Source organism: Leifsonia poae (genome assembly GCF_050632195.1).
In the GTDB taxonomy this organism is placed as follows: Bacteria; Actinomycetota; Actinomycetes; order Actinomycetales; family Microbacteriaceae; genus Leifsonia; species Leifsonia poae_C.
The window spans coordinates 2,265,826-2,290,025 of the sequence record NZ_CP192580.1 but is presented as its reverse complement, the minus strand read 5'-3'; the positions used below and the strand labels follow the sequence as shown (position 1 = coordinate 2,290,025).

23 protein-coding genes and 3 pseudogenes are annotated in these 24,200 nt (G+C 66.4%); 21 read left to right on the top strand and 5 right to left on the bottom strand.

Annotated elements, in window-relative coordinates:
• Window positions 1-29: 29 nt before the first annotated feature.
• On the bottom strand, window positions 30-422 hold the full coding sequence (locus tag ACQ86A_RS11595; protein WP_431277208.1) for a DUF4870 domain-containing protein: 393 nt from the start codon (window positions 420-422) through the stop codon (window positions 30-32).
• 101 nt (window positions 423-523) lie between these two features.
• Window positions 524-1,075 carry a DUF4870 domain-containing protein gene (locus ACQ86A_RS11590; RefSeq protein ID WP_431277207.1) on the bottom strand — a complete coding sequence of 184 codons (552 nt, stop codon included), beginning with the start codon at window positions 1,073-1,075 and terminating at the stop codon, window positions 524-526.
• A 231-nt stretch (window positions 1,076-1,306) separates the two neighbouring features.
• Between ACQ86A_RS11590 and hrcA the strand changes: the two genes are divergently transcribed.
• The 17 genes and pseudogenes from hrcA (at window position 1,307) to leuA (ending at window position 19,196) form a co-directional block, all read left to right on the top strand.
• On the top strand, window positions 1,307-2,326 hold the full coding sequence (gene hrcA / locus ACQ86A_RS11585) for a heat-inducible transcriptional repressor HrcA (protein WP_431280433.1): 1,020 nt from the start codon (window positions 1,307-1,309) through the stop codon (window positions 2,324-2,326).
• A gap of 27 nt (window positions 2,327-2,353) precedes the next feature.
• Window positions 2,354-3,460, top strand: coding sequence for a molecular chaperone DnaJ (dnaJ, locus tag ACQ86A_RS11580; RefSeq protein ID WP_431277206.1), 1,107 nt, complete (start codon window positions 2,354-2,356; stop codon window positions 3,458-3,460).
• 7 nt (window positions 3,461-3,467) lie between these two features.
• Window positions 3,468-4,196: a 16S rRNA (uracil(1498)-N(3))-methyltransferase gene (locus tag ACQ86A_RS11575; protein WP_431277205.1), complete on the top strand. Its 729-nt coding sequence runs from the start codon at window positions 3,468-3,470 to the stop codon at window positions 4,194-4,196.
• A gap of 24 nt (window positions 4,197-4,220) precedes the next feature.
• Window positions 4,221-4,588 (top strand): annotated as a pseudogene (locus tag ACQ86A_RS11570) (histidine triad nucleotide-binding protein).
• Between the two features lie 64 nt (window positions 4,589-4,652).
• Window positions 4,653-5,663 (top strand): PhoH family protein, encoded by a 1,011-nt coding sequence (locus tag ACQ86A_RS11565; RefSeq protein WP_431280432.1) that lies wholly within the window; start codon window positions 4,653-4,655, stop codon window positions 5,661-5,663.
• Window positions 5,664-5,686: 23 nt separating this feature from the next.
• Window positions 5,687-6,148: an rRNA maturation RNase YbeY gene (gene ybeY, locus ACQ86A_RS11560; RefSeq protein ID WP_431277204.1), complete on the top strand. Its 462-nt coding sequence runs from the start codon at window positions 5,687-5,689 to the stop codon at window positions 6,146-6,148.
• A 9-nt stretch (window positions 6,149-6,157) separates the two neighbouring features.
• The gene (locus ACQ86A_RS11555; RefSeq protein ID WP_431277203.1) at window positions 6,158-7,456 is read left to right on the top strand and encodes a hemolysin family protein; all 1,299 of its coding nucleotides are present in this window, start codon (window positions 6,158-6,160) and stop codon (window positions 7,454-7,456) included.
• Complete coding sequence (gene era, locus ACQ86A_RS11550; RefSeq protein ID WP_431277202.1) at window positions 7,453-8,346, top strand: GTPase Era; 894 nt, start codon at window positions 7,453-7,455, stop codon at window positions 8,344-8,346. Before ACQ86A_RS11555 ends, era begins: the two co-directional genes overlap by 4 nt.
• Before the next feature lie 131 nt (window positions 8,347-8,477).
• A complete protein-coding gene (locus ACQ86A_RS11545) occupies window positions 8,478-10,313 on the top strand; it encodes a sensor histidine kinase (RefSeq protein WP_431277201.1) in 1,836 nt (611 codons plus the stop codon).
• Window positions 10,310-10,999 carry a response regulator gene (locus ACQ86A_RS11540; RefSeq protein ID WP_431277200.1) on the top strand — a complete coding sequence of 230 codons (690 nt, stop codon included), beginning with the start codon at window positions 10,310-10,312 and terminating at the stop codon, window positions 10,997-10,999. Before ACQ86A_RS11545 ends, ACQ86A_RS11540 begins: the two co-directional genes overlap by 4 nt.
• Before the next feature lie 96 nt (window positions 11,000-11,095).
• Window positions 11,096-11,893 carry an ABC transporter ATP-binding protein gene (locus tag ACQ86A_RS11535; RefSeq protein ID WP_431277199.1) on the top strand — a complete coding sequence of 266 codons (798 nt, stop codon included), beginning with the start codon at window positions 11,096-11,098 and terminating at the stop codon, window positions 11,891-11,893.
• Window positions 11,890-12,381, top strand: a pseudogene (locus ACQ86A_RS11530) (FtsX-like permease family protein); the annotation flags it as partial. The gene ACQ86A_RS11535 and the pseudogene ACQ86A_RS11530, both read left to right, overlap by 4 nt.
• A gap of 14 nt (window positions 12,382-12,395) precedes the next feature.
• The gene (locus ACQ86A_RS11525) at window positions 12,396-13,334 is read left to right on the top strand and encodes an ABC transporter permease (RefSeq protein WP_431277198.1); all 939 of its coding nucleotides are present in this window, start codon (window positions 12,396-12,398) and stop codon (window positions 13,332-13,334) included.
• Between the two features lie 152 nt (window positions 13,335-13,486).
• Window positions 13,487-14,764 (top strand): alpha/beta hydrolase-fold protein, encoded by a 1,278-nt coding sequence (locus ACQ86A_RS11520; RefSeq protein WP_431277197.1) that lies wholly within the window; start codon window positions 13,487-13,489, stop codon window positions 14,762-14,764.
• Window positions 14,761-16,266: a hypothetical protein gene (locus ACQ86A_RS11515; protein ID WP_431277196.1), complete on the top strand. Its 1,506-nt coding sequence runs from the start codon at window positions 14,761-14,763 to the stop codon at window positions 16,264-16,266. Before ACQ86A_RS11520 ends, ACQ86A_RS11515 begins: the two co-directional genes overlap by 4 nt.
• Window positions 16,267-16,274: 8 nt before the next feature.
• A complete protein-coding gene (locus tag ACQ86A_RS11510; RefSeq protein WP_431277195.1) occupies window positions 16,275-17,243 on the top strand; it encodes a bifunctional lysylphosphatidylglycerol flippase/synthetase MprF in 969 nt (322 codons plus the stop codon).
• 156 nt (window positions 17,244-17,399) lie between these two features.
• Window positions 17,400-19,196 carry a 2-isopropylmalate synthase gene (leuA, locus tag ACQ86A_RS11505; protein WP_431277194.1) on the top strand — a complete coding sequence of 599 codons (1,797 nt, stop codon included), beginning with the start codon at window positions 17,400-17,402 and terminating at the stop codon, window positions 19,194-19,196.
• Between the two features lie 66 nt (window positions 19,197-19,262).
• On the opposite strand, the gene ACQ86A_RS11500 is transcribed toward leuA, so the two are convergent.
• A complete protein-coding gene (locus tag ACQ86A_RS11500; RefSeq protein ID WP_431277193.1) occupies window positions 19,263-20,003 on the bottom strand; it encodes a trimeric intracellular cation channel family protein in 741 nt (246 codons plus the stop codon).
• A 60-nt stretch (window positions 20,004-20,063) separates the two neighbouring features.
• On the opposite strand from ACQ86A_RS11500, the gene recO reads away from it, so the two are divergent.
• The 4 genes and pseudogenes from recO (at window position 20,064) to ACQ86A_RS11480 (ending at window position 22,510) form a co-directional block, all read left to right on the top strand.
• Window positions 20,064-20,804, top strand: a complete 741-nt coding sequence (recO, locus tag ACQ86A_RS11495; RefSeq protein WP_431277192.1) for a DNA repair protein RecO — start codon at window positions 20,064-20,066, stop codon at window positions 20,802-20,804.
• Window positions 20,801-21,610, top strand: coding sequence for an isoprenyl transferase (locus ACQ86A_RS11490; protein ID WP_431277191.1), 810 nt, complete (start codon window positions 20,801-20,803; stop codon window positions 21,608-21,610). The genes recO and ACQ86A_RS11490 overlap by 4 nt, the downstream gene beginning before the upstream one ends.
• 21 nt (window positions 21,611-21,631) lie before the next feature.
• Window positions 21,632-22,301, top strand: a pseudogene (locus ACQ86A_RS11485) (DsbA family oxidoreductase).
• A complete protein-coding gene (locus tag ACQ86A_RS11480; RefSeq protein ID WP_431277190.1) occupies window positions 22,298-22,510 on the top strand; it encodes a hypothetical protein in 213 nt (70 codons plus the stop codon). Before ACQ86A_RS11485 ends, ACQ86A_RS11480 begins: the two are co-directional and overlap by 4 nt.
• A 30-nt stretch (window positions 22,511-22,540) precedes the next feature.
• Here the strand turns inward: ACQ86A_RS11480 and ACQ86A_RS11475 are convergent, their stop codons facing one another.
• Window positions 22,541-23,347, bottom strand: a complete 807-nt coding sequence (locus ACQ86A_RS11475; protein ID WP_431277189.1) for a hypothetical protein — start codon at window positions 23,345-23,347, stop codon at window positions 22,541-22,543.
• Window positions 23,348-23,649: 302 nt separating this feature from the next.
• A complete protein-coding gene (locus ACQ86A_RS11470) occupies window positions 23,650-24,168 on the bottom strand; it encodes an aminoacyl-tRNA deacylase (protein ID WP_431277188.1) in 519 nt (172 codons plus the stop codon).
• Window positions 24,169-24,200 lie beyond the last annotated feature (32 nt).

Sequence of the window (24,200 nt, the reverse complement as noted above, 5' to 3'; positions counted from 1 at the left end):
CTGATGGGGCGGCGGGGAGGCCGGACTGCCTAGCTGACGAACTTGATGGCGAGCGGGTACGTGTAGTACTGGCCCTGGTTCGCCTTCACCGCAGCGATGATGCTGAAGATTATGTTCACGGCCCAGACGGCGGCGAGGATGATGAAGCCCACCAGCACGATGGTCAGGATCCAGCCGACGACGTAGGCGATCGCGAGCGTGATCTGGAAGTTCAGGGCCGTCGCCGTGTGCTGGCGCACGAACGGACCGCGATCCTTGAGCACGAGGTAGCCGATCAGCGACGGGAGGAATCCGAAGAGGATTCCGCCGACGTGGATGAGCGTCGCCCAGAGCTTCTCGTCGGCCGGGCTGAGCTGCTGCGAACCGCCGCCGTACGGCGCACCGGGCGGGGGCGGGGGAGGCGGAGGAGGTGTTGCGGACATGATGTTCTCCTAGGCTGCCGCCCGGTCGGGCGGGTTGGGGGATTGTCGCCCCAACCCTATGGCAAGCGGCTCGAAACTGGGAAGTAGCCGAGAGGTTTCGGTTACTTGATGAAGCGGAAGTTGTACGGGTATCGATAGGCGCCGCCTCCGTTGACCCTGACGAATCCGAGGATCGAGAACACCAGGTTCAGCACATAGAGCGCCCAGGGGATGAGCAGTCCGAAGATGAGCCACGCGGCGGGAACGCCGACGCCGCCCAGGATGCCCCCGATGATTTGCGAGGCGATCCAGGTCAGAATCCACGTGATCTGCCAGTTGAGGGCTTCCTTCGACTCCTGAGCTGTCAGTGCGCCGCGATCTTTGAAGACCAGGAAGATGATGAGCGACGGCAGGAACCACAGGATGCCGCCGAGGTGCGCGAACGAGGCCCACTGCTTGTCCTGGGCCTGGTCGAGGGGAGCTGCCTGACCGCCGTAAGGCTGCTGGGGTTGCTGCGGCGGAACGTTTCCGTAAGGCTGCTGGGGTTGCTGCGGCGGAACGCTTCCGTAAGGCTGCTGCGGCTGCTGGGGCGGCACGCCGCCGTAAGGCTGCTGCGGCTGCTGGGGCGGCACGCCACCGTTCGGGTCTGCCGGAGGCTGATTCGGGTCGGTCATGATCGGGGCCTTTCGTTCGGATCCGGGGAAACGAAACTCTCGGCAAAGCCGGAACCTGCCGATCAGTGCAACTCACCCTTTTGTGAGACCGCACACATAAGGTAATGCCAGCATTCAAGCGGGTGCAATCAATGAGTCGCGTGTCGACACGATATGATTAGCACTCAGGATGAGTGAGTGCTAATCCAGCCGGATGGCACGATGGGCGAACGCAGTCAGGAGGCGAGACGGATGGTGTCCGACCGGAGCCTCGAGGTATTGCGAGTCATCGTTCAGGACTACGTCGCCTCGCGTGAGCCCGTGGGATCGAAGAGCATCGTCGAGCGCCACGCTTTCGGCGTCTCGGCCGCGACCATCCGGAACGACATGGCCGCCCTCGAAGAGGAAGAGTTGATCGTCGCGCCGCACACGTCGTCAGGCCGCGTGCCGACCGACAAGGGGTACCGGTTGTTCGTCGACCACCTGTCGGACGTGCGCCCGCTGACTTCTGCCCAGCGCCAGGCGATCGAGACCTTCCTCGGCCAGTCGGTCGACCTCGACGATGTGCTCGCTCGCACAGTGCGTCTGCTCTCGCAGTTGACCAACCAGGTGGCACTCGTGCAGTACCCGTCTGTGTCGCGGTCGCGCATCCGTCACATCGAGCTCGTCACTCTCTCGCCCGGGCGACTGCTCTGCGTGCTCATCACCGACACCGGCGCCGTCGAGCAGCGAGTCGTCGAGCTGAGCGCAGACCCCACCGATGAAGAGGTGGCCGAGATCCGCGGCGTCATCAACGGGGCGGCCGCAGGGCTCTCCCTGTTCGATGCGACCGCGCGCCTCCGCGATCTGCCCGACGCACTCACCGAACGTACCCGCACTCATGTGGCTCCCGTCGCGAACGCCCTCATCGATCAGATCGCCGCCAATCGGCAGGAGAAGCTGGTGATGGCGGGCACCGCGAACCTGGTGCGCACCGAGCACGACTTCACGGGCAGCATCTACCCGGTGCTCGAGGCCATCGAGGAGCAGGTGACTCTGCTGAAGCTGTTCGGCGAGATGGCGACCGATCAGCACGGTGTCGCCGTGAGCATCGGGCGTGAGAACGCCGCCTTCGGTCTGGCCGAGACCTCCGTGTTGTCGAGCGGATACTCCGCCTCAGGATCCGACGTCGCCCGGCTGGGCGTGCTCGGCCCCCTGCGAATGGACTACTCCAACAACATGGCCGCCGTTCGCGCGGTGGCCCGCTACCTCTCCCGCCTGCTGGGCGAATAAGAACCGAACGAGAAGGAAAAGCCGTACGTGGCCGACCATTACGAAGTCCTCGGTGTTGACCGCACCGCCACCCCCGACGAGATCAAGAAGGCGTACCGACGCCTGGCACGTGAGCTGCACCCGGATGTGAACCCGAGTGCCGACGCGGCCGAACGGTTCAAGCTGGTCACCCACGCATACGACGTGTTGAGCGACCCGCAGCAGCGTCAGCAATACGACATCGGACCGCAGCCCGGTTTCGGCGGCGGCGGAGCCGACTTCGGCGGGTTCGGCGACATCTTCGAGACGTTCTTCGGCGGTGGCGGCACCAGCCGCGGGCCGAAGTCCCGGCGCGAACGGGGCCAAGACGCGCTGCTACGTGTCGAGGTGGATCTCGACGAGGTCATCTTCGGGACGCACCGCGACCTCGAGGTCGACACGGCCATCGTCTGCGAGACCTGCAACGGGTCCTGCTGCCAACCCGGTACCGCACCCGTCACCTGCGACATCTGCCACGGAACGGGGAGCATCCAGCGCTCGGTGCGCTCGCTCCTCGGCAACGTCATGACCTCCAGCCCTTGCGGCACCTGCCGTGGATACGGAACGGTCATCGCAACGCCGTGCGTCACCTGCCAGGGACAGGGTCGCGTGCGTGCGCGCCGCACCGTTCCCGTCGACATCCCCGCCGGCGTCGACACCGGCCTGCGCCTGCAGATGCCGGGCAGCGGCGAGGCAGGCCCCGCTGGCGGCCCGAACGGAGACCTGTACCTCGAGATCAAGGTCAAGCACCACGACGTGTTCAGCCGTGACGGCGACGACCTCCTGTGCACCCTCGAGGTCTCAATGACGGATGCGATCCTCGGCACGACCGCCACCGTCAACGCCCTCGATGGCGACATCAAGCTGGAGCTGAAGCCCGGCGTGCAGAGCGCCGACATCATGACGATCAAGGATCGTGGCATCACCCACCTGCGGGGGAGCGGACGCGGCGATCTGCGCGTCGGCATCCAGGTGGTCACTCCCGTGAAGCTCGACCACAAAGAGCGCGAGCTGATCAAGCAGTTCGCGGCGAGCCACAAGCAGCAGGAGCCCTCGCTGGCCCGATTCCAGCAGGGGCTGTTCGCGAAGCTGCGCGACCGGTTCCTCAACGTATGAGACGACCATGAGCTCGCTCTACTTCCGGGAGGACCTCGTGACCGCCGAAGTCGGTGCGCGGGTGTCTCTGGTCGGCGCCGAGGCCAAGCACGCGGCCACGGTCAACCGGACAAGGCCGGGCCAGTCGGTCATGATCGGCAACGGTCGTGGCCTGGTCGTGTCCGGCGAAGTGATCGAGTCGACATCGTCGGAACTCACGATCGATGTCGAGGCGGTCGAGCACGTCGAGCCCGCGAGACCGAGCCTGACACTCGTGCAGGCGCTCGCCAAGGGCGACCGAGACGAGCTCGCGATCCAGGCATCCACTGAGCTGGGTGTGGATGCAGTCGTGCCGTGGTCGGCGGCTCGCTCGGTCTCCCGGTGGGAGGGTCCGAAGGTCGCGAAGGGGCGCGACCGTTGGGCGACCATCGTGCGGGAGGCGGCCAAGCAGTCGATCCGCGCGTGGGTTCCCGAGGTGGGCGAGCTCTCGAGCACCAGATCGATCGCCGCGCTGGCGGGTGAGAACCGCGTGTTCGTGCTCGAACCGGATGCGACGGTGCCGCTCTCGTCCATCGTTCCCGATGGTCGCCCGATCGTTCTGGTGGTCGGTCCGGAAGGCGGGATAGCCTCCGAAGAGCTCGCAGCCTTCTCTGCCGCCGGTGCGGAACTCGTACGGCTCGGCGACACCGTGCTGCGCACATCCACCGCCGGCCCTGCTGCCCTGGCCGTGCTCAACGGAATCCTCGGCCGCTGGTGAGGTGCCGGCCTTAAGATGGGGACTATGGAAACCGACCAGCGATCGATCTTCTCCCGCATCATCGCGGGGAGATCCCCGCAGACATCGTCTACGACGACGGGCGCATCATCGCGTTCCGCGACATCGCGCCGAAGGCGCCGGTGCACCTGCTCGTGGTGCCGAAGACGGAGCAGTACCGCGACGTCGTCGAGCTGGCCGCGGGCGACCCCGGGCTGCTCGCCGAACTGGTCGCCACGGCCGACCGCCTCGCCAAGGAATATTCCGACGGAGATTTCCGCTTGATCTTCAACACCGGTGCCGGGGCGGGCCAGACCGTGTTCCACGTTCACGCCCACATCCTGAGCGCCAATTCAGAGGGAACCAGCCTCGAGGAAGGAAGCCTTGCCGACTAGCGATTTCACGCCCCCGAACACCGAGGGGCAGGCAGAAGCCCGTTTCGATGTCGACGGCGTCGCGATGGTGCGACTGCTCGGGCCGCAGGACAGGTTGCTCACCACGCTGGAGAGGCAGTATCCGCTAGTCGACGTGCACGTGCGCGGAAACGAGATCTCCCTCACGGGCGACGCGACGCAGGTCGAGGCCGCCCGGCGACTGATCGAGGAACTGCTGCAGATGGTCCGCAACGGCCAGGAGCTCAGCCCGACCGAGGTCACGAGTTCGGCTCGCATCCTCGACACGGGTCTCAACCTGAGCCCGTCGGATGTGCTGAGCCAGGCCATCCTGACCGTGCGGGGCAAGAGCATCCGTGCCAAGACGCTCGGCCAGAAGCAGTACATCGACGCGATCGACGAGAACACGATCACTTTCGGCATCGGCCCCGCCGGTACCGGTAAGACGTATCTCGCGATGGCGAAGGCCGTGCAGGCGCTGCAGCGCAAAGAGGTGACCCGCATCATCCTGACCCGCCCTGCGGTGGAGGCCGGCGAACGTCTCGGCTACCTGCCGGGCACGCTCACCGACAAGATCGACCCGTATCTGCGCCCGCTGTACGACGCGCTCAACGAGATGATGGACCCCGAGATCGTCCCCAAGCTGCTCGCAGCGGGCACGATCGAGGTCGCGCCGCTCGCGTACATGCGCGGTCGTACCCTCAACGACTCGTTCATCGTGCTCGACGAGGCCCAGAACACCACGCCCGAGCAGATGAAGATGTTCCTGACGCGTCTGGGCTTCGGCTCCCGGATGGTCGTCACCGGCGACATCACGCAGATCGACCTCCCGAACGCGGCGAGTGGGCTGCGCCTCGTGACCCGCGTGCTGAAGGACGTCGACGACATCTACTTCGCGCGCCTGACGAGCGACGACGTCGTGCGTCACACCCTCGTCGGTCGCATCGTGGATGCGTACACCGAGTACGACGCGCAGAAGCAGGCGCTGCACTACGAGCGCGAGCAGGCGGCCGAGTTCGCCAACCGCGCCGAGCGCCGTTCGTCGATCCCGCGCGACCGCCTTCCGAAACGACGATGAGCACAGAACGATAGGGCTGACCAGTGAGTATTGAAGTCAACAACGAGTCAGCCATCCCGGTCGACGAGGCGGCGCTGCAGCGTCTCGCGACCTATGCGTTCGACATCATGCACGTGCATCCGGATGCCGAGCTCGCGATCGTCCTGGTGGATGAAGCGGCGATGGAGCAGCTGCACGTGCAGTGGATGGACGAGCCCGGCCCCACCGACGTGCTCAGCTTCCCCATGGACGAGCTGCGTCCGGGCACCGAGGACGAGCCGTCGCCAGCCGGCCTGCTCGGCGATGTCGTACTCTGCCCGCAGGTCGCCCAGGCCCAGGCGGAGACCGCCGGGCACAGCTTGATGGAGGAGCTGCTGCTGCTCACCACGCACGGCATCCTGCACCTGCTCGGGTTCGATCACGCCGAGCCCGCCGAGGAGCGGGAGATGTTCGGCATCCAGCGCGACATCCTGATCGGATTCTCGCGCTACGACCGACAGCGATAGGGAGCGCGGATGCTGGTCACGGTCTTCTTCGTCGTCGCCTTCCTGCTCGTCGCCTTCGGCGGTCTGATGGCCGCTGTCGACTCCGCCATCTCGGTTCAGTCGCGCGCGGACATCGGCGAGCTGGCCGAGACGTCACGGGCGAAGAAGTCTTTGCTCGCGATCGCTGCCGATCCTGGCGCGCACTTCAACGCCATCAACTTCATCCGCATCACGGCTGAGACGACCGCTGCGGTGCTGGTCACGCTCGCGTTCGAGATGATCTTCGAACAGTGGTGGCTCTCACTACTTCTGTCCGCACTCATCATGACCGGGGTCTCTTTCGTGCTGGTGGGGGCGAGTCCGCGAAGCGTCGGACGGGCGCACTCGACGTTCCTGCTGCAGCAGACGGCGCCGCTCGTGCGTTTCGTCCGCGTACTGCTCGGGCCGATCGCTGACGGTCTGGTGGCACTCGGTAATCGCGTGACACCCTCGATCTCGCGGTCCGCTCCGGTCGCGAGCGAGGAGCAACTCCTCAGCATCGTCGACGAGGCGACCGAGTTCGACGTGCTGGAAGAGGACGATCGCGAGCTGATCCACTCGATCTTCGAGTTCAACGACACCGTGGTACGCGAGGTCATGCTGCCCCGCACCGACATGGTGACGATCGATCGCAGCGCGGGCCTCGGCACAGCCATGGGGCTCTTCCTCAGCAAGGGCGTGTCCCGGATGCCCGTGATCGACGGTGACCCCGACAACGTCGTGGGCATCCTGTATCTGCGCGATGTGGCCAAGCTGAGCTTCGAGAAGCCGCTCGGCGCCGAAGAAGTGACAATGGGCGAGCTCGCCCGCCCGGCGCTGTTCGTGCCGGAATCGCAGAAGGCGGACGCACTGCTGAGGCAGATGCAGCTCGAGTCGAACCACCTCGCCATGGTCGTGGACGAGTACGGCGGCATCGCTGGACTGGTCACGATGGAGGACTTGATCGAGGAGCTCGTCGGCGACATCTCCGACGAGTACGACCATGAGGTCGAGCTCGTGCAGGAGATCGGCGAAGGTCGCTACCGCGTGAGCACCCGGTTGCCGATCGACGAACTCGGCGAGATCTTCGGGCTCGAGTTGGACGACGACGATGTCGATACCGTCGGCGGTCTCGTCTCCAAGCTCCTCGGCAGGCTGCCGGAGACCGGTTCGACCGTCTCCGCGTACGGCCTGCTCTTCACCGTCGACCGCACTGAGGGTCGCCGCAAACACGTCACCACCGTGCTCGTCGAGCGCGACACCGCATTGATCTCGGCGCCCGAGGCGTCGGTTGAGGAGAACCACTCGTGACCGATTTCCACGCCGGATTCGTCTCGTTCGTCGGCCGGCCGAACGTCGGCAAGTCGACGCTCACCAACGCGCTCGTCGGCGAGAAGGTGGCCATCACGAGCTCGAAGCCGCAGACGACCCGCCGCGCGATCCGGGGGATCGTGCACCAGAAGAACGGCCAGCTGATCCTGGTCGACACCCCTGGCATCCACCGCCCGCGCACGTTGCTCGGCGAACGACTGAACTCGTTGGTGCAGTCGACGCTCGGCGACGTCGACGTGATCGGCTTCTGCGTGCCCGCGGACGAGAAGATCGGCCCGGGCGACCGCTTCATCAACGAGCAGCTGGATGCGTATCCCCGTGCGAAGAAGGTCGCGATCGTCACGAAGATCGACGTCGCGAGCAAGGCCGCCGTCGCCGAGCAGCTGCTGGCCGTCTCCGAACTGCGCGAGTGGGAGGCGATCGTTCCGCTGTCGGCGACCAGCCACATCCAGCTCGACACTCTGACATCCGAGCTGATGCGCCTGCTGCCCACGTCGCCGGCTCCGCTTTACCCGGCGGACGCGGTCACCGACGAGGGTCTCGAAGATCGGATCGCGGAGTACATCCGGGAGGCGGTGCTCGAGGGCGTCGAGGACGAGCTGCCCCACTCGCTCGCGGTCACGATCGACGACATCGTGGAGCGCGACGACAAGGATCTCGTGGAGGTCTATGCGAACCTGTTCGTCGAGCGGGACAGCCAGAAGGCGATCGTCATCGGCAAGGGCGGGAGCCGCATCCGGGATGTGGGTGCCGCTGCTCGAGTGCCGATCGAGGCACTGATCGGCAAGCAGGTGTTCCTGTCGATCCGTGTGAAGGTCGCGAAGGATTGGCAGCGCGACCCGAAGCAGCTCGGGCGCCTCGGCTTCTAGATCTCTTCGGGCCGCAGGCGCTTCCGCGCTCGTACATCCAGCGGATGAAATCCGCCGGAGCGGCGCTTGTGGGCGCCCGTCGCCCCGTACCGTAGAAGTATGCAGCCCCCACCCGTGCCCTGGACCGGCTCGTGCCGTTCCGCTGGGTACTGGAGCCTGCCCTCGGACTGATCCTGTTCTGCGTGTGGCTGATCTCCGGACTGGCTCTCGATATCGAGACCGCGCTGACTCTGCTCTTCTACTGCGCGGCCGTCTCCCTGTCGCGGGTGCTTCCAGGCGTGGCGCTCGGGCTCATCAGTGCGGCGGTCCTCCTGGATGTCGCGAGTTCCAGCACGCTCGAGACGCCGTTCCGGCTCATCGGGCTTGTCGCGGTTCTGATAACAGTCTTCGGCGTGGCAGCGCACTCGGGCAAGGTCGTGCGCTGGCTCGACTTCGTCGCGGCGATTCTGCTCGGTCCGGCCGTCGCCTACCTCTTCACCGTGCGCGGGCAGCTCAAGTTCCCGCTCTTCGGGCCGGTGATCGGCGGGTACTACACATCGCAGGGTGTCGGGCTGCTGCTGATGAGCCTGTTGCTGGTGGTCGCTTTCGTGGCCTGCTGGTTCGTCGGATTCCTCGTCGCGCGGCAGCGCGCGACCGGGTCGATGGAGGGCAGCTCGGTGCTCGTCTGGCTGGCGTCGTCCGGCGGTACCCGGGTCACCGATCCCGAGGTCGAGAGCGTCGGGCTGGTGCGCCGGCTCACACGAACCGAATTGGCGTTCGATGTGGCCGGTGCTGTCGCCTTCGCATTCAGCTGTCTTATCCTCGACGCGGTCAGCATCTTCGGCTTCGGCAGCGACGGCGGGCCGCGATCGGGCTTCCTCGTGATGATCGCGTTCGCTCTGGCGATCGCGGTGCGGCGCGTGTCGCCGGCGGTCGCTCTTGCGCTGGCCTGGCTCGCGGCGATCCTGCAGATGACGACCGGCCACAGCATCCAGTTCAGCGATATCGGTGTGCTGATCGTGCTCTATGCGACCGCCGCGTACGGCGATCGCATCGTGCGCTGGTCGGGCCTGATCTCGGCTGGGGTCGGTGCCTTCGTCGCTGCGCTTTACCTCACGCTCACGGCCGCCCTCAGCCAGAACTACCTCAACGTGCTGTCGAGCGCCATCGCTCAGCTCGCGCTCCAGTTCGCCTTCCTCTTCGTCGTCAGCATCACCGTGCTCGGGCTGTCCTGGGTCCTCGGCCTGCTCATGCGCACCTGGCGCACCGCCAGGCTGTCGCGTCGCGCCCAGGCCGAGGCAGAGCTCGACCGCGCACGAGCGGTCGAGGACGTGGTCGTCGAGCAGGAGCGCACGCGCATCGCCCGCGACATGCACGATGTCGTCGCGCACTCGCTGGCCGTCGTCATCGCTCAGGCGGACGGGGCGCGCTATGCGCGGCACACGGATCCCGGCTCTGTGGATGAAGCTCTCAAGATCATCGCGTCGACGGCACGCTCCGCGCTCGGGGATGTGCGGGTCCTGCTCGCGGAGCTCCGGCACGCTCAGCCAGAGGGGCCGCAGCCGTCGCTCGAGGACCTGGACCGCACCATCGATCAGATCCGCGCCGCCGGCCTCGATGTCTCGTTCGAGCGCGTCGGGGATCTCAGCCTGCTCGGGTCCGCCCAGCAGATCGCCGCGTACCGCATCGTTCAGGAGGCGCTGACCAACGCGCTCCGACACGGAGACACGGCCACCTCGGCGTCCGTCGTGCTCGCCGAAACGTCCGACGAGAACGCCGGCCCCGGCGTCACCATCACTGTGAGGAACACCATGAAGCCCCTCTCGATCGACACTCCCGCAGGCGGAACGGGAGCGCTGCCCCGCATCGGGCACGGCCTGCCCGGGATGCGCGAGCGCGCCACGTTGGCCGGAGGCTCGCTCAGCGCAGGGCCGACCGGCGACTGGTTCGTCGTGAAGGCGTTCCTCCCGGCGGGAGCCACCGCATGAGCGGCGGCGAGTCCTCGACGCGTATCCGCGTGCTGCTGGTCGACGATCAGGCGCTGTTCCGTGCCGGGGTCCGGATGCTCGTCAGCTCGCAAGCGGATCTCGAGTTCGCCGGAGAAGCCGCCAACGGCGCGGAAGGTGTGCGCCTCGCCCGCGAGACCTCACCGGATGTCGTGCTCATGGACATCCGAATGCCCGTCATGGACGGGATCGCGGCGACGACCGAGATCGTCGAGAGCGCCGCACGCGAGGGCAGAGACGCGCCGAAGATCGTCGTGCTCACGACCTTCGACCTCGACGAGGCCGCGGCACGCGCGATTCGCGGTGGGGCCAGCGGCTTCGTGCTCAAAGACGCCGAACCCGAGTTCCTCCTCGCTGCCATCCGCACGGTGCACGCCGGCAGCGCCGTGATCGCCGCAGGGGCGACGCGCGAGCTGTTTCAGTACTTCTCGGCAGGCGACCCCGTCAAGCCGCAACCTCCGGAGTTCGAGACCCTCACCGCCCGTGAACGTGAGATCTTCGTGCTCGCGGCACGCGGGCTCAGCAACTCCGAGATTGCCTCGACCGAGTTCCTCAGCGAGGCGACGGTGAAGACCCACATCAGCCGCATCCTTAGCAAGCTCGGCCTGCGCGACCGCGTGCAGATGGTCGTCTACGCATTCGAGCACGGGCTGACGGCGGTCGAGTAGCGCGTGCTGCGGCCAGGGCGAATCATCCTCAGGGCTGATGCCGGATAGCCCGCTGGCCCGATTCGTGTTTCACAGCGCATCCATAGCGTTGATGGCATGGACAACGTCACCAATGCGACGGTCACGACCGCCGCTCCCATCCTGCAGCCCACAGACAAGCTCGTAGCGCGGGTGGTGAACGCCACCAAGTCGTATGGAGCCGGGGCCAACCGGGTGAACGCGCTCGAAGGCGCGTCACTCGGTATCCCCGCCGGGCAGTTCACCGCGATCATGGGGCCGAGCGGCTCGGGCAAGTCGACCCTGATGCACGTGATGGCAGGCCTCGACACAGTGACGAGCGGTGAGGTCTGGCTCGGCGACACCGAGATCACGCGGCTTCAGGATGCCGAACTCACGGTCCTCCGCCGTCGTCGCGTCGGCTTCGTGTTCCAGTCCTTCAACCTCGTGCCGACGCTCGACGTCGCTGCGAACATCCGTCTGCCCTTCGAATTGGACGGTCGCCGCCCGACCCGCACGCAGAGCGAGTGGATCGACCACCTGGTCGGTTCGCTGGGCCTGACGGACCGGCTGACGCACCGTCCGCACGAACTCTCCGGGGGCCAGCAGCAGCGCGTCGCGATCGCGCGGGCACTGGCCACGCGGCCCGACCTGATCTTCGCCGACGAGCCGACGGGCAACCTCGACTCGCGCACAGGGCGGGAGGTGCTGACGCTGCTGGCCGAGGCGAGCCGTACCTACGGGCAGAGCATCGCCATGGTGACGCACGATCCGATCGCCGCGAGCTTCGCCGACCGCATCGTCTTCCTCGCCGACGGCGCGGTGGTCGACGAGCGCGACCGGTCGACTCCCGAGGAGATCTCGAGCTACATGCTCGCGATGGAGCGGCACGCATGAGCCGGCCCTTCTCCGCCTTCCGGGCAAACGCCAGAGAGCACCGGGCGAGCATCCTCGTCGCCGCTCTCAGCGCCGCATTCGGAGTCGCGTTGCTGTCGTCGACCGGTGTGCTGGCGGCCTACATCGCGGGCGACGACATCGCCGCCCAGCACGGCTCCATCCTGGTGGCCCTGAACGTGGTCGCCGCCATCTTCTTCATCATCGCTGTATATGTCGGCGCGATCGTCACCACGAACACCTTCGCGACGATCATCGCCGGCCGCACTCGCACGATCGCGCTGCTGCGCCTGATCGGTTCGAGTGCGCGGGCGCAGCGCAGATCCGTCGCGGGCGAAGGACTCGCCGTCGGTCTCATCGGGTCCCTGATCGGCGGCGCGGTGGCAGCCACGCTCGCTCTGGTTGCCGTGCGGGTGTTCGTCAGCACGAACGTCCTTCCGGATGTGACGTATCCGGTGCTAACGCCGGTGCTGCTCGCGCCGCTCATCATCGTCGTCCTGACCACGTGGCTGGCCTCCTGGATCGGCAGTCGCCGGGTGCTGACCGTCACTCCGGTGCAGGCTCTCGGCGCGGCCGAGGAACGCCCGGCCACGGCGATCCGGGGAGTCGCGCACGCAACATCGTCGCGTTCGCGCTCATCTTGTTCGGCGTTGCGCTGCTCGTCGGCGGTCTGCTCCTCGGCCTCGGCGTCTTCCGCGCCACCGCGATCGGCTCGTTCACGCCTTACGGTGTGCTCACCGCGTTGCCGGGCGGCGTGCTCTCCTTCACCGGGATCATCCTGGCCGCGCCGCTCTTCATGCCACCGATTCTGCGCGGCGTCGGCCTCATCTTCGGGCGCGGAACCGCGACGAAGCTCGCTGCCGCGAACGCGGTGCGCAATCCCGAGCGGAGCTCCCGCACGACCATCGGACTCGTCATCGGGGTCACTCTCATCACCATGTTCGTCGTCGCGTCGCAGTCGTATCTCCAGATGATCCAAGAGGCGCAGAAGAACGAGCCCGAGCTGTACGCCGGGGTCGACAGTGTGCTCACGGTCACCATGATGGTCTTCACCGTATTGATCGGCTTCTCCGCGATCATCGCAGCAGTGGGAGTCGTCAACAGCCTCTCGCTCAGCGTGCTTCAGCGCCGCCGCGAGCTCGGGCTTCTCAGAGCGCTCGGCTTCAGTGCGAAGCAGGTGCGCCGGATGATATTGGCTGAGAGCGCGCAGTTGACGATCGCCGCGATCGTCACCGGACTCGTGCTGGGCACGGCGTACGGCTGGATCGGAGCGCAGGCTCTCCTCGGCGGCATCACGGGAGGCGGACTGCTGGTGCCCACGCTGCCGTGGCCTTTCCTCGGACTAGTGGTTCTCGCCGCTGGTTTCCTGGCCGTGGTCGCGTCGATCGCACCGACGAGGCGGGCGACATCGGTCGCCCCAGTCGCCGCTTTAGCTGTGGAATAGCCCGCGAAATTCTCAGGCAGAGGGGCCCGAGGCTACGAGTTGTCTGAATGCTGGCATTACCCCAGCTTTCCACGGGCTGAGCGTCGAATAATGGGCGACGGCTCTGCCCTGCTCTGCTCTGAAAGGACTCCACGCTGAACTGGATCACGACCGTGAGGATCGATAAGCCGCCCTTCCTCATCACGGTGGACGTTCTGATCGCGGTTCTCGGACTCTACCTCCTGGTGCGCCCGACTCTTCGGCGCACCCTGGTCGGGTTCGGCGCACTCGTCGCCGGTGGTCTCATCGGGCTGTTTCTGACCTGGCTTCTCGGCGATGTGCTCGACGTGTTCGGCGTGACTCTGACTCCGGTGAGCCGGATGTGGGTGGCGATCGGATCGGCAGGAGTCGCCCTGGCGATCGTCAACCTGTTCGGCTCGCGGTGGTGGCGAAAGCTGGTAGCCGTCGTGAGCATCCCGGTGTTCCTGATCGCCGCCGGCGCCGGGATCAACGTCGACTTCGGCGAGTACCGCAACCTGAACGACGCGCTCGGCGTCGTGCCTTTCGGCGCGCTCGACCTCCACAGCGAGCATGGCGAGGTTGCCGACAGCGGCATCGATGACGCCGCGACGTGGCGTGCTCCCTCTTCTTTACCGGCGAAGGGCGAGATCGGCACCGTACACATCCCTGCGACGGCTTCAGGATTCGCGGCGCGGACCACGGTGGTCTACCTGCCACCTGCGGCGCTCACGTCCAATCCACCGGTACTCCCGATCCTGTACGCATTCTCCGGGCAGCCGGGCGCGCCCTCCGACGTCTTCACCGCCGGCCGGATCGGTGCGGTGATGGACGAGTTCGCCGCAAAGCACAAGGGGCTGGCCCCGATCGTGGTCGCTGCGGACCAGCTGGGCGGTCCGAACCGCAACCCCATGTGCGTCGATTCCGCGCTCGGCAGATCCGCCACATACCTCCTGTCGGACGTTCCGAACTGGATCAAGGCGCATTTCCGTGTGAGCAGCGATCCCGCCGCGTGGGGTGTCTTCGGCTACTCGCAGGGTGCGACCTGCGCTGTGCAATTTGCTTCCGGTCACCCCGGAATCTTCGGGTCGGCCTTGGCGTCCTCCAGTGAGCTCGGTCCGACGCTCGGCGGCGAGAAGACCACGATCGCGAAGGGATTCGGCGGTTCTGCGGCCGCCTATCGTGCCGCTCAGCCGTCGGCCCTCATGGCCGCACACGCTCCGTACAAGGACTCGCTTCTGATCCTGGGGGTGGGCCAGAACGACGCCAAGTACACCGCGTTCGCCCAAGCGCTCTACGTAGATGCGTCCCGGGCCGGGATCACCACGCACTTGTTCAGCTCACCCGGTACTGCCCACGACTGGCACACAGTGCAGCACACCCTCGCTGTCGGATTCCCCCTTATCGCCGCTCACATGGGTCTCGGCTCGTGAAGGGGGTCGGCCGGCGGCTCGTCGGCGTTGTCGCCGGGCATCCGTTCACTGCGGCGCTGACGCTGACGATTCTGATCCTGGCGTTGGTGACCGGTCCGATCCACGGGCCGCGCCGCCCTCTCCACGTCTGGCTGAGCACCGGGCCGGGTCCGGTCAGCGCGGGGCACTGGTGGTCGCCCGTCACGTCCGTGCTCTTCTGCGACAGCCTCGGCGAGCTGGTTCTGGCGCTCATCCTGACTGTGGTGCTCGTCGGAGTCGCCGAGCACCTCATGGGCACCTGGCGAACAGCACTCGCATACTTCATGACCTCCGCTGTCGGGATCCTGGCCGGCGTCGGCATTCAGCTCGTCGCATCCGGAAGCGGTGAGATGTGGGCGCGGAACGTGCGCGCCCTCATCGTGCTCGACGTCTTCACCGCCGTCGGCGGCGCGATCATGACGGCGAGCGCGTTCGCCGGCGCACTGTGGCGACGCCGGATCCGTCTGCTGACCGCGCTCGTCGCCGTCGTGCTGGTGCTCTACTCGGGGCTGCCGGGCGACCTCTATCGGCTCTTGGCGGTGCTGGCAGGGCTCGGGCTCGGCGTTCTTCTCAGGCCTTCGGCGAAGCTCGCGAGCTGGGTGCGCAGCTCGCATCACGAGATCCGGGTGCTCCTCGCGTCCGCGCTCACGATCACGGCGATCGGTCCGGTGATCGGACTCGTGACGCAATCGCGCAATGGGCTGCTGTCACCGATCAAACTGCTCTTCACAAACGAGGTGCCCGAGAAGGGCGCGCTGCTCGCCCGCTGTCAGGCGTTCGCGGTGACCAGGCAGTGCGTGCGGGACCTCACGATCGAGCGGATCAACGGTCTCGGTCCGATCCTTCTCTCCGTGCTGCCGCTGCTGGTGCTCCTCGTGGCTGCGTACGGACTGTTGCGGGGGAGCCGCTTCGCGGTATGGCTCGCCGTTTCGGTGAACCTGCTGCTCGCGCTGCTATCCGGCCTCTATTTCGGGCTGCTGCCTCTCGCGGGTCTGACGTCCACTCCGCATCTCTCGGCGCACTACTGGGAGGTGACGGTCGTGCTGACGCTCTCCGCCCTGCTCCCGCTCGTCATCGCCATCGCGCTGATCGCGCTGCGTCGGCACTTTCCCGTACGGCCTCGTGCCCGAGCGGTTCGGCGCTATCTGATCACCGTCCTGGTCGCCGGGATCGTGCTGGCGGCCGTCTACGTCGCGGTCGGATATGCGCTTCGCGAGACAGGATTCACCCGCGTGGTCAACGTGTGGGACCTGCTCGGCGACGTTCTCGAGCGATTCATCCCCGTTAACTTCCTTCGTCGTGAGCCCGTCGACTATCTGCCGACCGATCCTCTGGGAACGATCGTCTATCACAACGTCGGTACGGTGTTCTGGCTTGTCGCGATACTCGCGGCAATCCCCGTCATGCGCGGAGGCGCATCCTGGAGCGGCGCCACCGACGCTCTTCGGGTGAGGACTCTTCTGCAGCGTGGCGGGGAGACCTGATCTCGTTCATGGCGACCTGGCCCGGAAACGACTACTGGTTCGACCCGGTGGATGGGCGTGCAATCGCCTACCGCGTCGTCGGACGTGTCGCGCTCACCACCGGCGGACCGTTCGGGGCGCCTCCGCCGCACGACCGCTCGATCGAACGGTTCGCCCGCTTCTGCGACGACAACGGCTGGGTGCCCGTCTTCTACAGCGTCGACGGATCCCTCCAACCCCTGTTCGCCGAGATGGGATGGTCGACCACCGTCGTCGCGGAGGAGACCGTGATCCGCCCCCAACAGTGGGCGACGACAGGGAAGAAGTGGCAGGACGTGCGCACCTCCATCAACCGGGCCGAGCGTGCGGGCATCAGAGCCCAATGGACCAGTTTCGCCGCCCTCCCGCTGTCGACCGGTGTGCAACTCTCCGACATCTCCGAGGAATGGGTGGCCGACAAAGACCTGCCCGAGATGGGATTCACGCTCGGCGGCCTCGACGAACTGCGCGACCCCGCGGTGAGGCTGATGCTCGCCGTCGACGAGAACGGTCGCGTCGAGGGCGTCACGAGCTGGCTGCCGAGCTTCCGAGACGGTGTCGTGATCGGCTGGACTCTCGACTTCATGCGGCGCCGACCCGACAGCATCAACGGAGTCATGGAGTTCCTGATCGCCGAATCGGCCACCCGGATGCGCGACGACGGCATCGAGTTCATGAGCCTGTCCGCGGCTCCGTTGGCCCACACCGCAGGGTCTGGCGAAGGCGACCTCACGGGCATGGACCGCATCCTGGGGTTCCTTAGCGCGTCGCTCGAGCCGGTGTACGGCTTCCGCTCCCTGCTCAAGTTCAAGCGCAAGTTCCAGCCGGAACTGCATCCACTGCTCATGGCGTATCCCGACCCCGTGCAGCTGCCCGCCATCGGGATCGCGCTGGTGCGGGCCTACCTGCCGCAACTCTCCGTGAGGCAGGCAGCGACCCTTGCGCGCGGCAGAAGCTGAACCGCGCGGGTGACCGTTTCAGAGCCGCGTGTTAGGCTTGTTTCTGTGTTCGGTCTGCTCCTTCTTAGCTGCCGCGACGAGTCCTAGTTCTGGGCCTCCCTCGTCGCGGAGTTCGTCGTCGGCTCTCCACCACACCGCACGAGGAGATTTCAGACCATGAAGAACACCCAGGCGCCGAGCGCCATGCCGATTCATAAATACCGGCCGTTCCACGAGCAGTTCCGAGTCGACCTGCCCGACCGCACCTGGCCGTCGAAGCGCATCACCGAGGCACCGCGCTGGTGCGCGGTCGACCTGCGCGACGGCAACCAGGCGCTCATCGACCCGATGAGCCCCGAGCGCAAGCGGATCATGTTCGATCTGCTCGTGCGGATGGGCTACAAGGAGATCGAGGTCGGCTTCCCGAGCGCGAGCCAGACCGACTTCGACTTCGTCCGCAGCCTGATCGAAGAGGATGCAATCCCTGACGACGTCACCATCCAGGTGCTGACGCAGGCGCGCGAACACCTCATCAAGCGCACCTACGAGTCGCTGATCGGCGCCAAGCAGGCGATCGTGCACCTCTACAACTCGACCAGCGTGCTGCAGCGGGACGTCGTGTTCCGCACCGACAAGCAGGGCATCATCGACATCGCCCTGAGCGGTGCGCGGCTGTGTCGCCAGATGGAGTCGATGGTTCCGGGGACCACGATCTACTACGAGTACTCGCCCGAGAGCTACACCGGCACGGAGCTCGAGTTCGCCGTCGACATCTGCAACCAGGTGATCGAGGTCTTCGAGCCGACGCCCGAACGCAAGGTCATCATCAACCTGCCCGCCACCGTCGAGATGGCGACGCCGAACGTCTACGCCGACTCGATCGAGTGGATGTCGCGACGCCTCGCCCACCGCGAGAACATCATCCTGTCGCTGCACCCCCACAACGACCGTGGCACCGCCGTCGCGGCCGCTGAGCTCGGGTACATGGCCGGCGCGGACCGCATCGAAGGCTGCCTGTTCGGTAACGGCGAGCGCACCGGAAACGTCGACCTGGTGACCCTCGGCATCAACCTGTTCACTCAGGGCATCGACCCGCAGATCGACTTCAGCGACGTCGACTCCATCAAGCGCACCGTCGAGCACTGCAACCAGCTGCCCGTGCACGAGCGCAGTCCGTGGGGCGGCGACCTGGTCTTCACGGCCTTCAGCGGCTCGCACCAGGATGCGATCAAGAAGGGCTTCGAGGCCATGGCCGCCGACGCCGCCGCTCAGGGCAAGAGCGTCGACGACCTGGTCTGGGCCGTGCCGTACCTGCCGGTGGACCCGAAGGACCTGGGCCGCAGCTACGAGGCCGTCATCCGAGTCAACTCGCAGTCGGGCAAGGGCGGCGTTGCGTATCTGCTGAAGACCGACCACGCCATCGACCTGCCGCGCAAACTGCAGATCGAGTTTTCGGGCGTCGTTCAGGCGAAGACGGATGCAGAAGGCGGCGAGGTCTCGAGCGATGACATCTGGGCTATCTTCCAGGATGAGTACCTGCCGGCGCCCGCCGATGAGACCGACAGCAAATGGGGCCGCTTCGAACTCGGCAGCACCAGCACCTCGAACGAGACCGGCGGCGAGGTCGAGCTCACCGTGACTCTGCGCGACGGCGACTCGGTGGCGAAGGCCACCGGACGAGGCAACGGTCCGATCGCAGCGTTCCTGGACATCCTGAACCACCGCGGGATCAGCGTGCACCTGTACGACTACTCGCAGCACACTCTGGCGGCGAGCGAGTCGGCATTGGCTGCGGCCTATGTCGAACTCGATGTCGAAGGTCAGCGGTTGTGGGGCGTCGGGATCGATGCGGACACGACCACCGCATCCTTCAAGGCGGTCGTCTCCGCGGTGAACCGCGCAGTGCGTGCGTCCGAGTCGACTGCCGAGTCGCAGGCGAGCTCGACCGAGTCGGGGTCGCTCGTCTCGGCGTAGTTCCGCAGAAGTACATGAGCGCCCCCGGCCGAATCGGTCGGGGGCGCTTCGCTGTCCAGGGCCGCTCTACTCGGGCTTGTCGATCTTGTAGCGGGGGAGCGCCCCCGTGTCGGTGCGCTCGGTCGCGGCGGGTCTGCGTGCGATGCGCGGCCAGCGAGGGCGGAAGCTGCTCAGACTGAGTTCCCGCTGCTCGGGGAGGCTCCACCCGAACTGCACCGCCAGCAGGCGCAGGATGAGGGTCACGACGACGCAGACGATCGCACCGATCGTCGGCGGCACGCCGAGATCCACAAGCACGACGAGCACGACCGTTCCGGCACCCGCCGCCACCGCGTAGAACGATCCGACGTGCATCACGGCGATGGGAAGGGTGAGCAGGATGTCACGGAGGATCGACCCTCCCACGGCGGAGACCACGCCGACGAAGACCGCTGGTACCTCCGGCAGGCCGAGCGAGAGGGCCTTCGTCGTTCCGATCGCGCCGAAGAGACCGATCGTGAGCGCATCCAGAAACGTGATGATCGGGTCGAGGCGGCGGAACAGACGCACGAGCAGCATGCCGATCAGGGCCGCGACGACGGTGATCGGCAGGTACCAGTTCGATTGCAGTGCGACCGGTTGCGTCACCAGCAGCAGATCGCGGAGGAGACCACCTCCCACTCCGGTGGCGACACCGATGATCGCCACGCCGAGCCAGTCGAGGCGACGGTCGCGAAAACCGGAGGCGAACATGGCGCCCTGCAGGCTTCCGACGCCGACGGCTACGAGGTCGGCCCACAGGGGAATGGTGAAGGCCGTCGTGCTCATAGGTCACTTGTACCATGCGCGGCTGACCCGCACTCTAGGCGCGACGCGGGATACTGGACTGTGCCCGTTTACCGTGATGAAGCCGTCGTGCTGCGCACCCACAAGCTGGGTGAGGCCGACCGGATCGTCACGCTGCTCACCCGCCAGCACGGCAAAGTGCGAGCCGTCGCGAAAGGGGTTCGACGCACCGCCTCCAAGTTCGGCTCGCGGCTCGAACCGTTCATGGTCGCCGACGTGCAGCTCTACGAGGGGCGAAGCCTCGACGTCGTCACCCAGGCAGAATCGCTCGGCTCATACGGGGCAGAGATCGCGGGCGATTACGCGGCATACACAGCGGCGAACGCCATGGTCGAGACGGCCGACCGTTTGACCGAGTCCGAGTCGTCGCTGCAGCAGTATCTACTGCTCGTCGGCGCCCTGCGTTCGCTTTCGCGGCACGAACACGGCCCGATGCTCACACTCGACTCGTATCTGCTGAGGGCCCTGTCTCTCGCAGGATGGGCGCCGAGCTTTCTCGACTGCTCACGCTGCGGCGCACCCGGTCCGCATCTGTCGCTCGTCGTGCAGCTCGGCGGTGTGGTCTGCGATGACTGCGCGCCTCAGGGGGCACCCAAGCTGGACGCGGCGACCATCGGGCTGCTCGCATCTCTGCTCACCGGCGATTGGGATGCGGCGGAAGCGGCGAACGACGCGACACGATCGAAGGCGAGCGGCGTGGTCGCGGCCTACACCCAGTGGCACCTCGAGCGAGGCCTGCGTTCGCTCCAGCACGTTCAGCACGACCGGAAAGCAGAGGCATGAGTCCCAAGCCGTACACGCACAAGGATGCGGTCGAGTTCCGACCCCTCGACTGGACAGGGCTGTATCCGCCGCAGCTGCCCGCATCCGTCGTGCCGGATCATGTGGCGGTCGTCATGGACGGGAACGGTCGGTGGGCGAACAAGCGCGGGCTCACGCGGATCGAAGGGCACCGCGCGGGCGAAGCTGCATTGCTGGATGTCGTGGCGGGCGCCATCCAGATCGGGGTGAAGCATCTGAGCGTCTACGCGTTCTCGACCGAGAACTGGAAGCGCTCACCCGAAGAGGTGCGGTTTCTGATGGGCTTCAACCGCGACGTGCTGCACCGCCGCCGCGACCAACTCAACGAGTGGGGCGTGCGCGTGCGTTGGGCGGGACGCAAGCCCCGGCTCTGGTCATCGGTGATCAAAGAACTGCAGTATGCCGAGAAACTGACCGCCGGGAACGACACCCTCACGCTCACGATGTGCGTCAACTACGGCGGTCGCACCGAGGTGGCGGATGCTGTACGCACGATCGCCGAGGAGGTCGCCGCGGGCCGCATCAAGCCGTCCGCCGTGAGCGAGAAGACGATCCAGCGACACCTCTATACGCCCGACCTGCCAGACGTCGATCTCTTCGTCCGCAGCTCGGGGGAGCAGCGCACCAGCAACTTCATGCTTTGGCAGAGCGCGTACGCCGAAATGGTCTTTCTCGACACGCTCTGGCCCGACTTCTCGCGGACCGATCTGTGGCAGGCGGTCGAACTCTACGCATCCCGAAACCGTCGATTCGGTGGGGCGATCGACGCTCCGGGAATGCCCGGCTGAGTTCCGCCGTTGCATTTTTGCGTGAGTGAACCTATCAAGATCGACATTTGGTCCGACGTCGCGTGCCCCTGGTGCTACATCGGAAAGCGCAAGTTCGAGACGGGCAGCGGCCTCTTCTCCGAGGCCGGGGATGAGCGGGCCGTCGAGGTGGAGTACCACTCGTTCGAGCTGTCGCCCGACACTCCGGTCGACTTCGACGGGAGCGAGGTCGACTTCCTCGCCGGGCACAAGGGCATCTCGCCCGAACAGGTCGGTCCGATGCTGGAGCGCGTCACCGGGATCGCCTCGTCGGTCGGCCTCGATTACGACTACGACATCCTGAAGCACACCAACACCATCCAGGCGCACGAGCTCATGCACTTCGCGAAGGCGCAGGGCAAGCAGCTTGAGATGGCGGAGCGCCTCTTCAAGGCCTACTTCACGGAGGGGCGCCACATCGGTCGCGTCGAGGACCTCGCGGACCTTGCAGCGGAGGTCGGCCTGGACAGGGCTGCCGTGGTCGCGTCTCTCTTCGGAGGAGTTCCTGTCGGATGTGCGGGCAGACCAGAGCCTCGCGCAGGAGTACGGCATCCAGGGCGTGCCCTTCTTCGTGATCGACGGCCGCTACGGTGTCTCCGGCGCGCAGGACCCGACCACGTTCGCCCAGGTGCTCGAGCAGGTCTGGACCGAGCGCGCCGAGGTGACCGCGTGAGTGGTGCGACGCAGTCCGGCGCCGCTGGTGCCGCCGGTGGGGCCGGTGCCGCTGGCGGGGCCGGTGCCGCTGTTGCTGGTGCCGCTGGTCCCGCCGGTGGGACCGCGTCGCCTGTCGCGCTGATCCCCTTCGGCTCCGCCGACGCGGCCGCCTGCGAAGGCGACGCCTGCCTCATCCCGGGCACCACGCCCGTCGACTCCGCTTCCTGACAACGAGGGTCGCAACACGCCGTCTCGGCATTAGCTTCGACGGCGTGTTGCGACCCTTTGTTGTGCGAGAGCGGTGCGGATGCGGTCAATGGCTTCCGCGCATCCGTTTGCTGTGTGTGACTTGTTCACCCTGACTATGCGCCATTCGAGGGTTTGAAACGTCCACAGTCGATCCACGTCTGAGAAGTATTGGTCGGGATCGGAGCGGTGCTGGTCACCGTCGTATTCGACGATCACCCGGTACTGCGGAAAGGCCAGATCTGCGAAGCCCTTGAAGGATCCGTCCGTGCCCAGGACCGCCCAGTTCACCTCAGGTTCGGGTAGTCCGGCTCTTGCGATCGCGAGCCGAAGTCTGGTCTCCATAGGTGAGTCTGTGCGCGCTCGGATGGACTCGAGCGCGGAACGCAGACGTTTGACGCCGGGTCTGTTGACTGCGTCAGCCGCCGCACTCGCGAGGTCGGCGGTCGAGCCAAGCGGATCTCTTCTCCTGACGATCGCATCGCCGGCGACGATCAAGTCGTCTATCGACATCATCGACGCAAGCTCGCACCAGACCTCGATCGGAGGGGGCACGCGCAAACCGTTCCAGAGCCTCAGAGTGTCCGGATCGACTCGGAGCTTGTGCCCGATGATGCCGTCGCCACGCGGTGCCCTCCGCGGAATCATCACCGAGACGTGGATGAGTCTGGACGCCTCGTGTTCGGGCGGTACGGGGAGTCCGTAGATGATCGCGGCGGTGACATGGCTGAAGAAGTGGCCATCGTCCATGAGCGGCCGGAACGACTGGCATCGCTCGATGATCGTGGGCTCACCGTTCGTCGAGCACTCCACACGCACACCACGAAAATGCGCAATCAAGTCGTCACGTCGCAGACGCGACCTGGATACTCCGGCCCGCTGCGCATCCGACGTCGTGAACGCACCGTTGGCTAGGGCATCAGGGAGTGGTGCGGCTCGCATCGGGACACCCTGCCACGAAGCGTGGAGGCCGCGCAGAAGTTATCCACAGGCGCGCAAAGAGGTGGCGCGACACGCCGTCTGAGGGCGCCGCGACACGGCGTGTTGTGACCCCTCGAGTGTGGGCGGGGCTGGAGAGCGAGCCGGCGCGAGTGATGAGCGGCCGCGCTACCGGCGTACCGCTACTCGGCGTCGGTGATGTCGGCGACAGTGGCGGTGAAGGCGGCGATGACGTCGTCGGCCTCGGCGAAGAGGGAGTAGCCGGGTGCGCCCGCGCCCAGCGCGATCGTGCGGCCGACGATGGTGGAGTCCGCCACCACGGGCCACGCCGTCGTGCTGCCGAAGGGGGTGATGGTGCCGCGAACGTAACCGGTCGCGTCGAACGCGACCTGCGCATCCGGAAGCTGGAGCTTGTTGACGGAGAGCACGGCGCGCAGTTTCGGCCACGAGATCTTGCGACCACCGGGTACCAGGGCGAAGACGAAAGTACCGTCGCTGCGCTTCACGACAAGGGTCTTCACGATGGCCGAGGGCTCGATTCCGAGTAGCGACGCAGCCTCCTCGAGGCTCCGCGCGGCGGGTCGTGCAGCGATCCGGATGCTCACTCCGCGGGCTGCTGCGTCGGCTTCCGCACGGGCGCGACCCTCCTCTACAGCCTCGCTATTGCTCGGAGTCTCCACAGCATCCGGGTTCTCGGTCATGGTCTACCGCGCTTTCTGGGAGAATCGAGGGA

Coding starts and splice junctions, on each gene's coding strand:
- ACQ86A_RS11555 (WP_431277203.1), top strand. CDS start 6,158: ATGCTGGTCACGGTCTTCTTCGTCGTCGCCTTCCTGCTCGTCGCCTTC.
- ACQ86A_RS11540 (WP_431277200.1), top strand. CDS start 10,310: ATGAGCGGCGGCGAGTCCTCGACGCGTATCCGCGTGCTGCTGGTCGAC.
- ACQ86A_RS11595 (WP_431277208.1), bottom strand. CDS start 422: ATGTCCGCAACACCTCCTCCGCCTCCCCCGCCCCCGCCCGGTGCGCCG.
- ACQ86A_RS11470 (WP_431277188.1), bottom strand. CDS start 24,168: ATGACCGAGAACCCGGATGCTGTGGAGACTCCGAGCAATAGCGAGGCT.
- ACQ86A_RS11575 (WP_431277205.1), top strand. CDS start 3,468: ATGAGCTCGCTCTACTTCCGGGAGGACCTCGTGACCGCCGAAGTCGGT.
- ACQ86A_RS11510 (WP_431277195.1), top strand. CDS start 16,275: ATGGCGACCTGGCCCGGAAACGACTACTGGTTCGACCCGGTGGATGGG.
- leuA (WP_431277194.1), top strand. CDS start 17,400: ATGAAGAACACCCAGGCGCCGAGCGCCATGCCGATTCATAAATACCGG.
- ACQ86A_RS11535 (WP_431277199.1), top strand. CDS start 11,096: ATGGACAACGTCACCAATGCGACGGTCACGACCGCCGCTCCCATCCTG.
- ACQ86A_RS11490 (WP_431277191.1), top strand. CDS start 20,801: ATGAGTCCCAAGCCGTACACGCACAAGGATGCGGTCGAGTTCCGACCC.
- ACQ86A_RS11565 (WP_431280432.1), top strand. CDS start 4,653: ATGGTGCGACTGCTCGGGCCGCAGGACAGGTTGCTCACCACGCTGGAG.
- ACQ86A_RS11500 (WP_431277193.1), bottom strand. CDS start 20,003: ATGAGCACGACGGCCTTCACCATTCCCCTGTGGGCCGACCTCGTAGCC.
- ACQ86A_RS11590 (WP_431277207.1), bottom strand. CDS start 1,075: ATGACCGACCCGAATCAGCCTCCGGCAGACCCGAACGGTGGCGTGCCG.
- hrcA (WP_431280433.1), top strand. CDS start 1,307: ATGGTGTCCGACCGGAGCCTCGAGGTATTGCGAGTCATCGTTCAGGAC.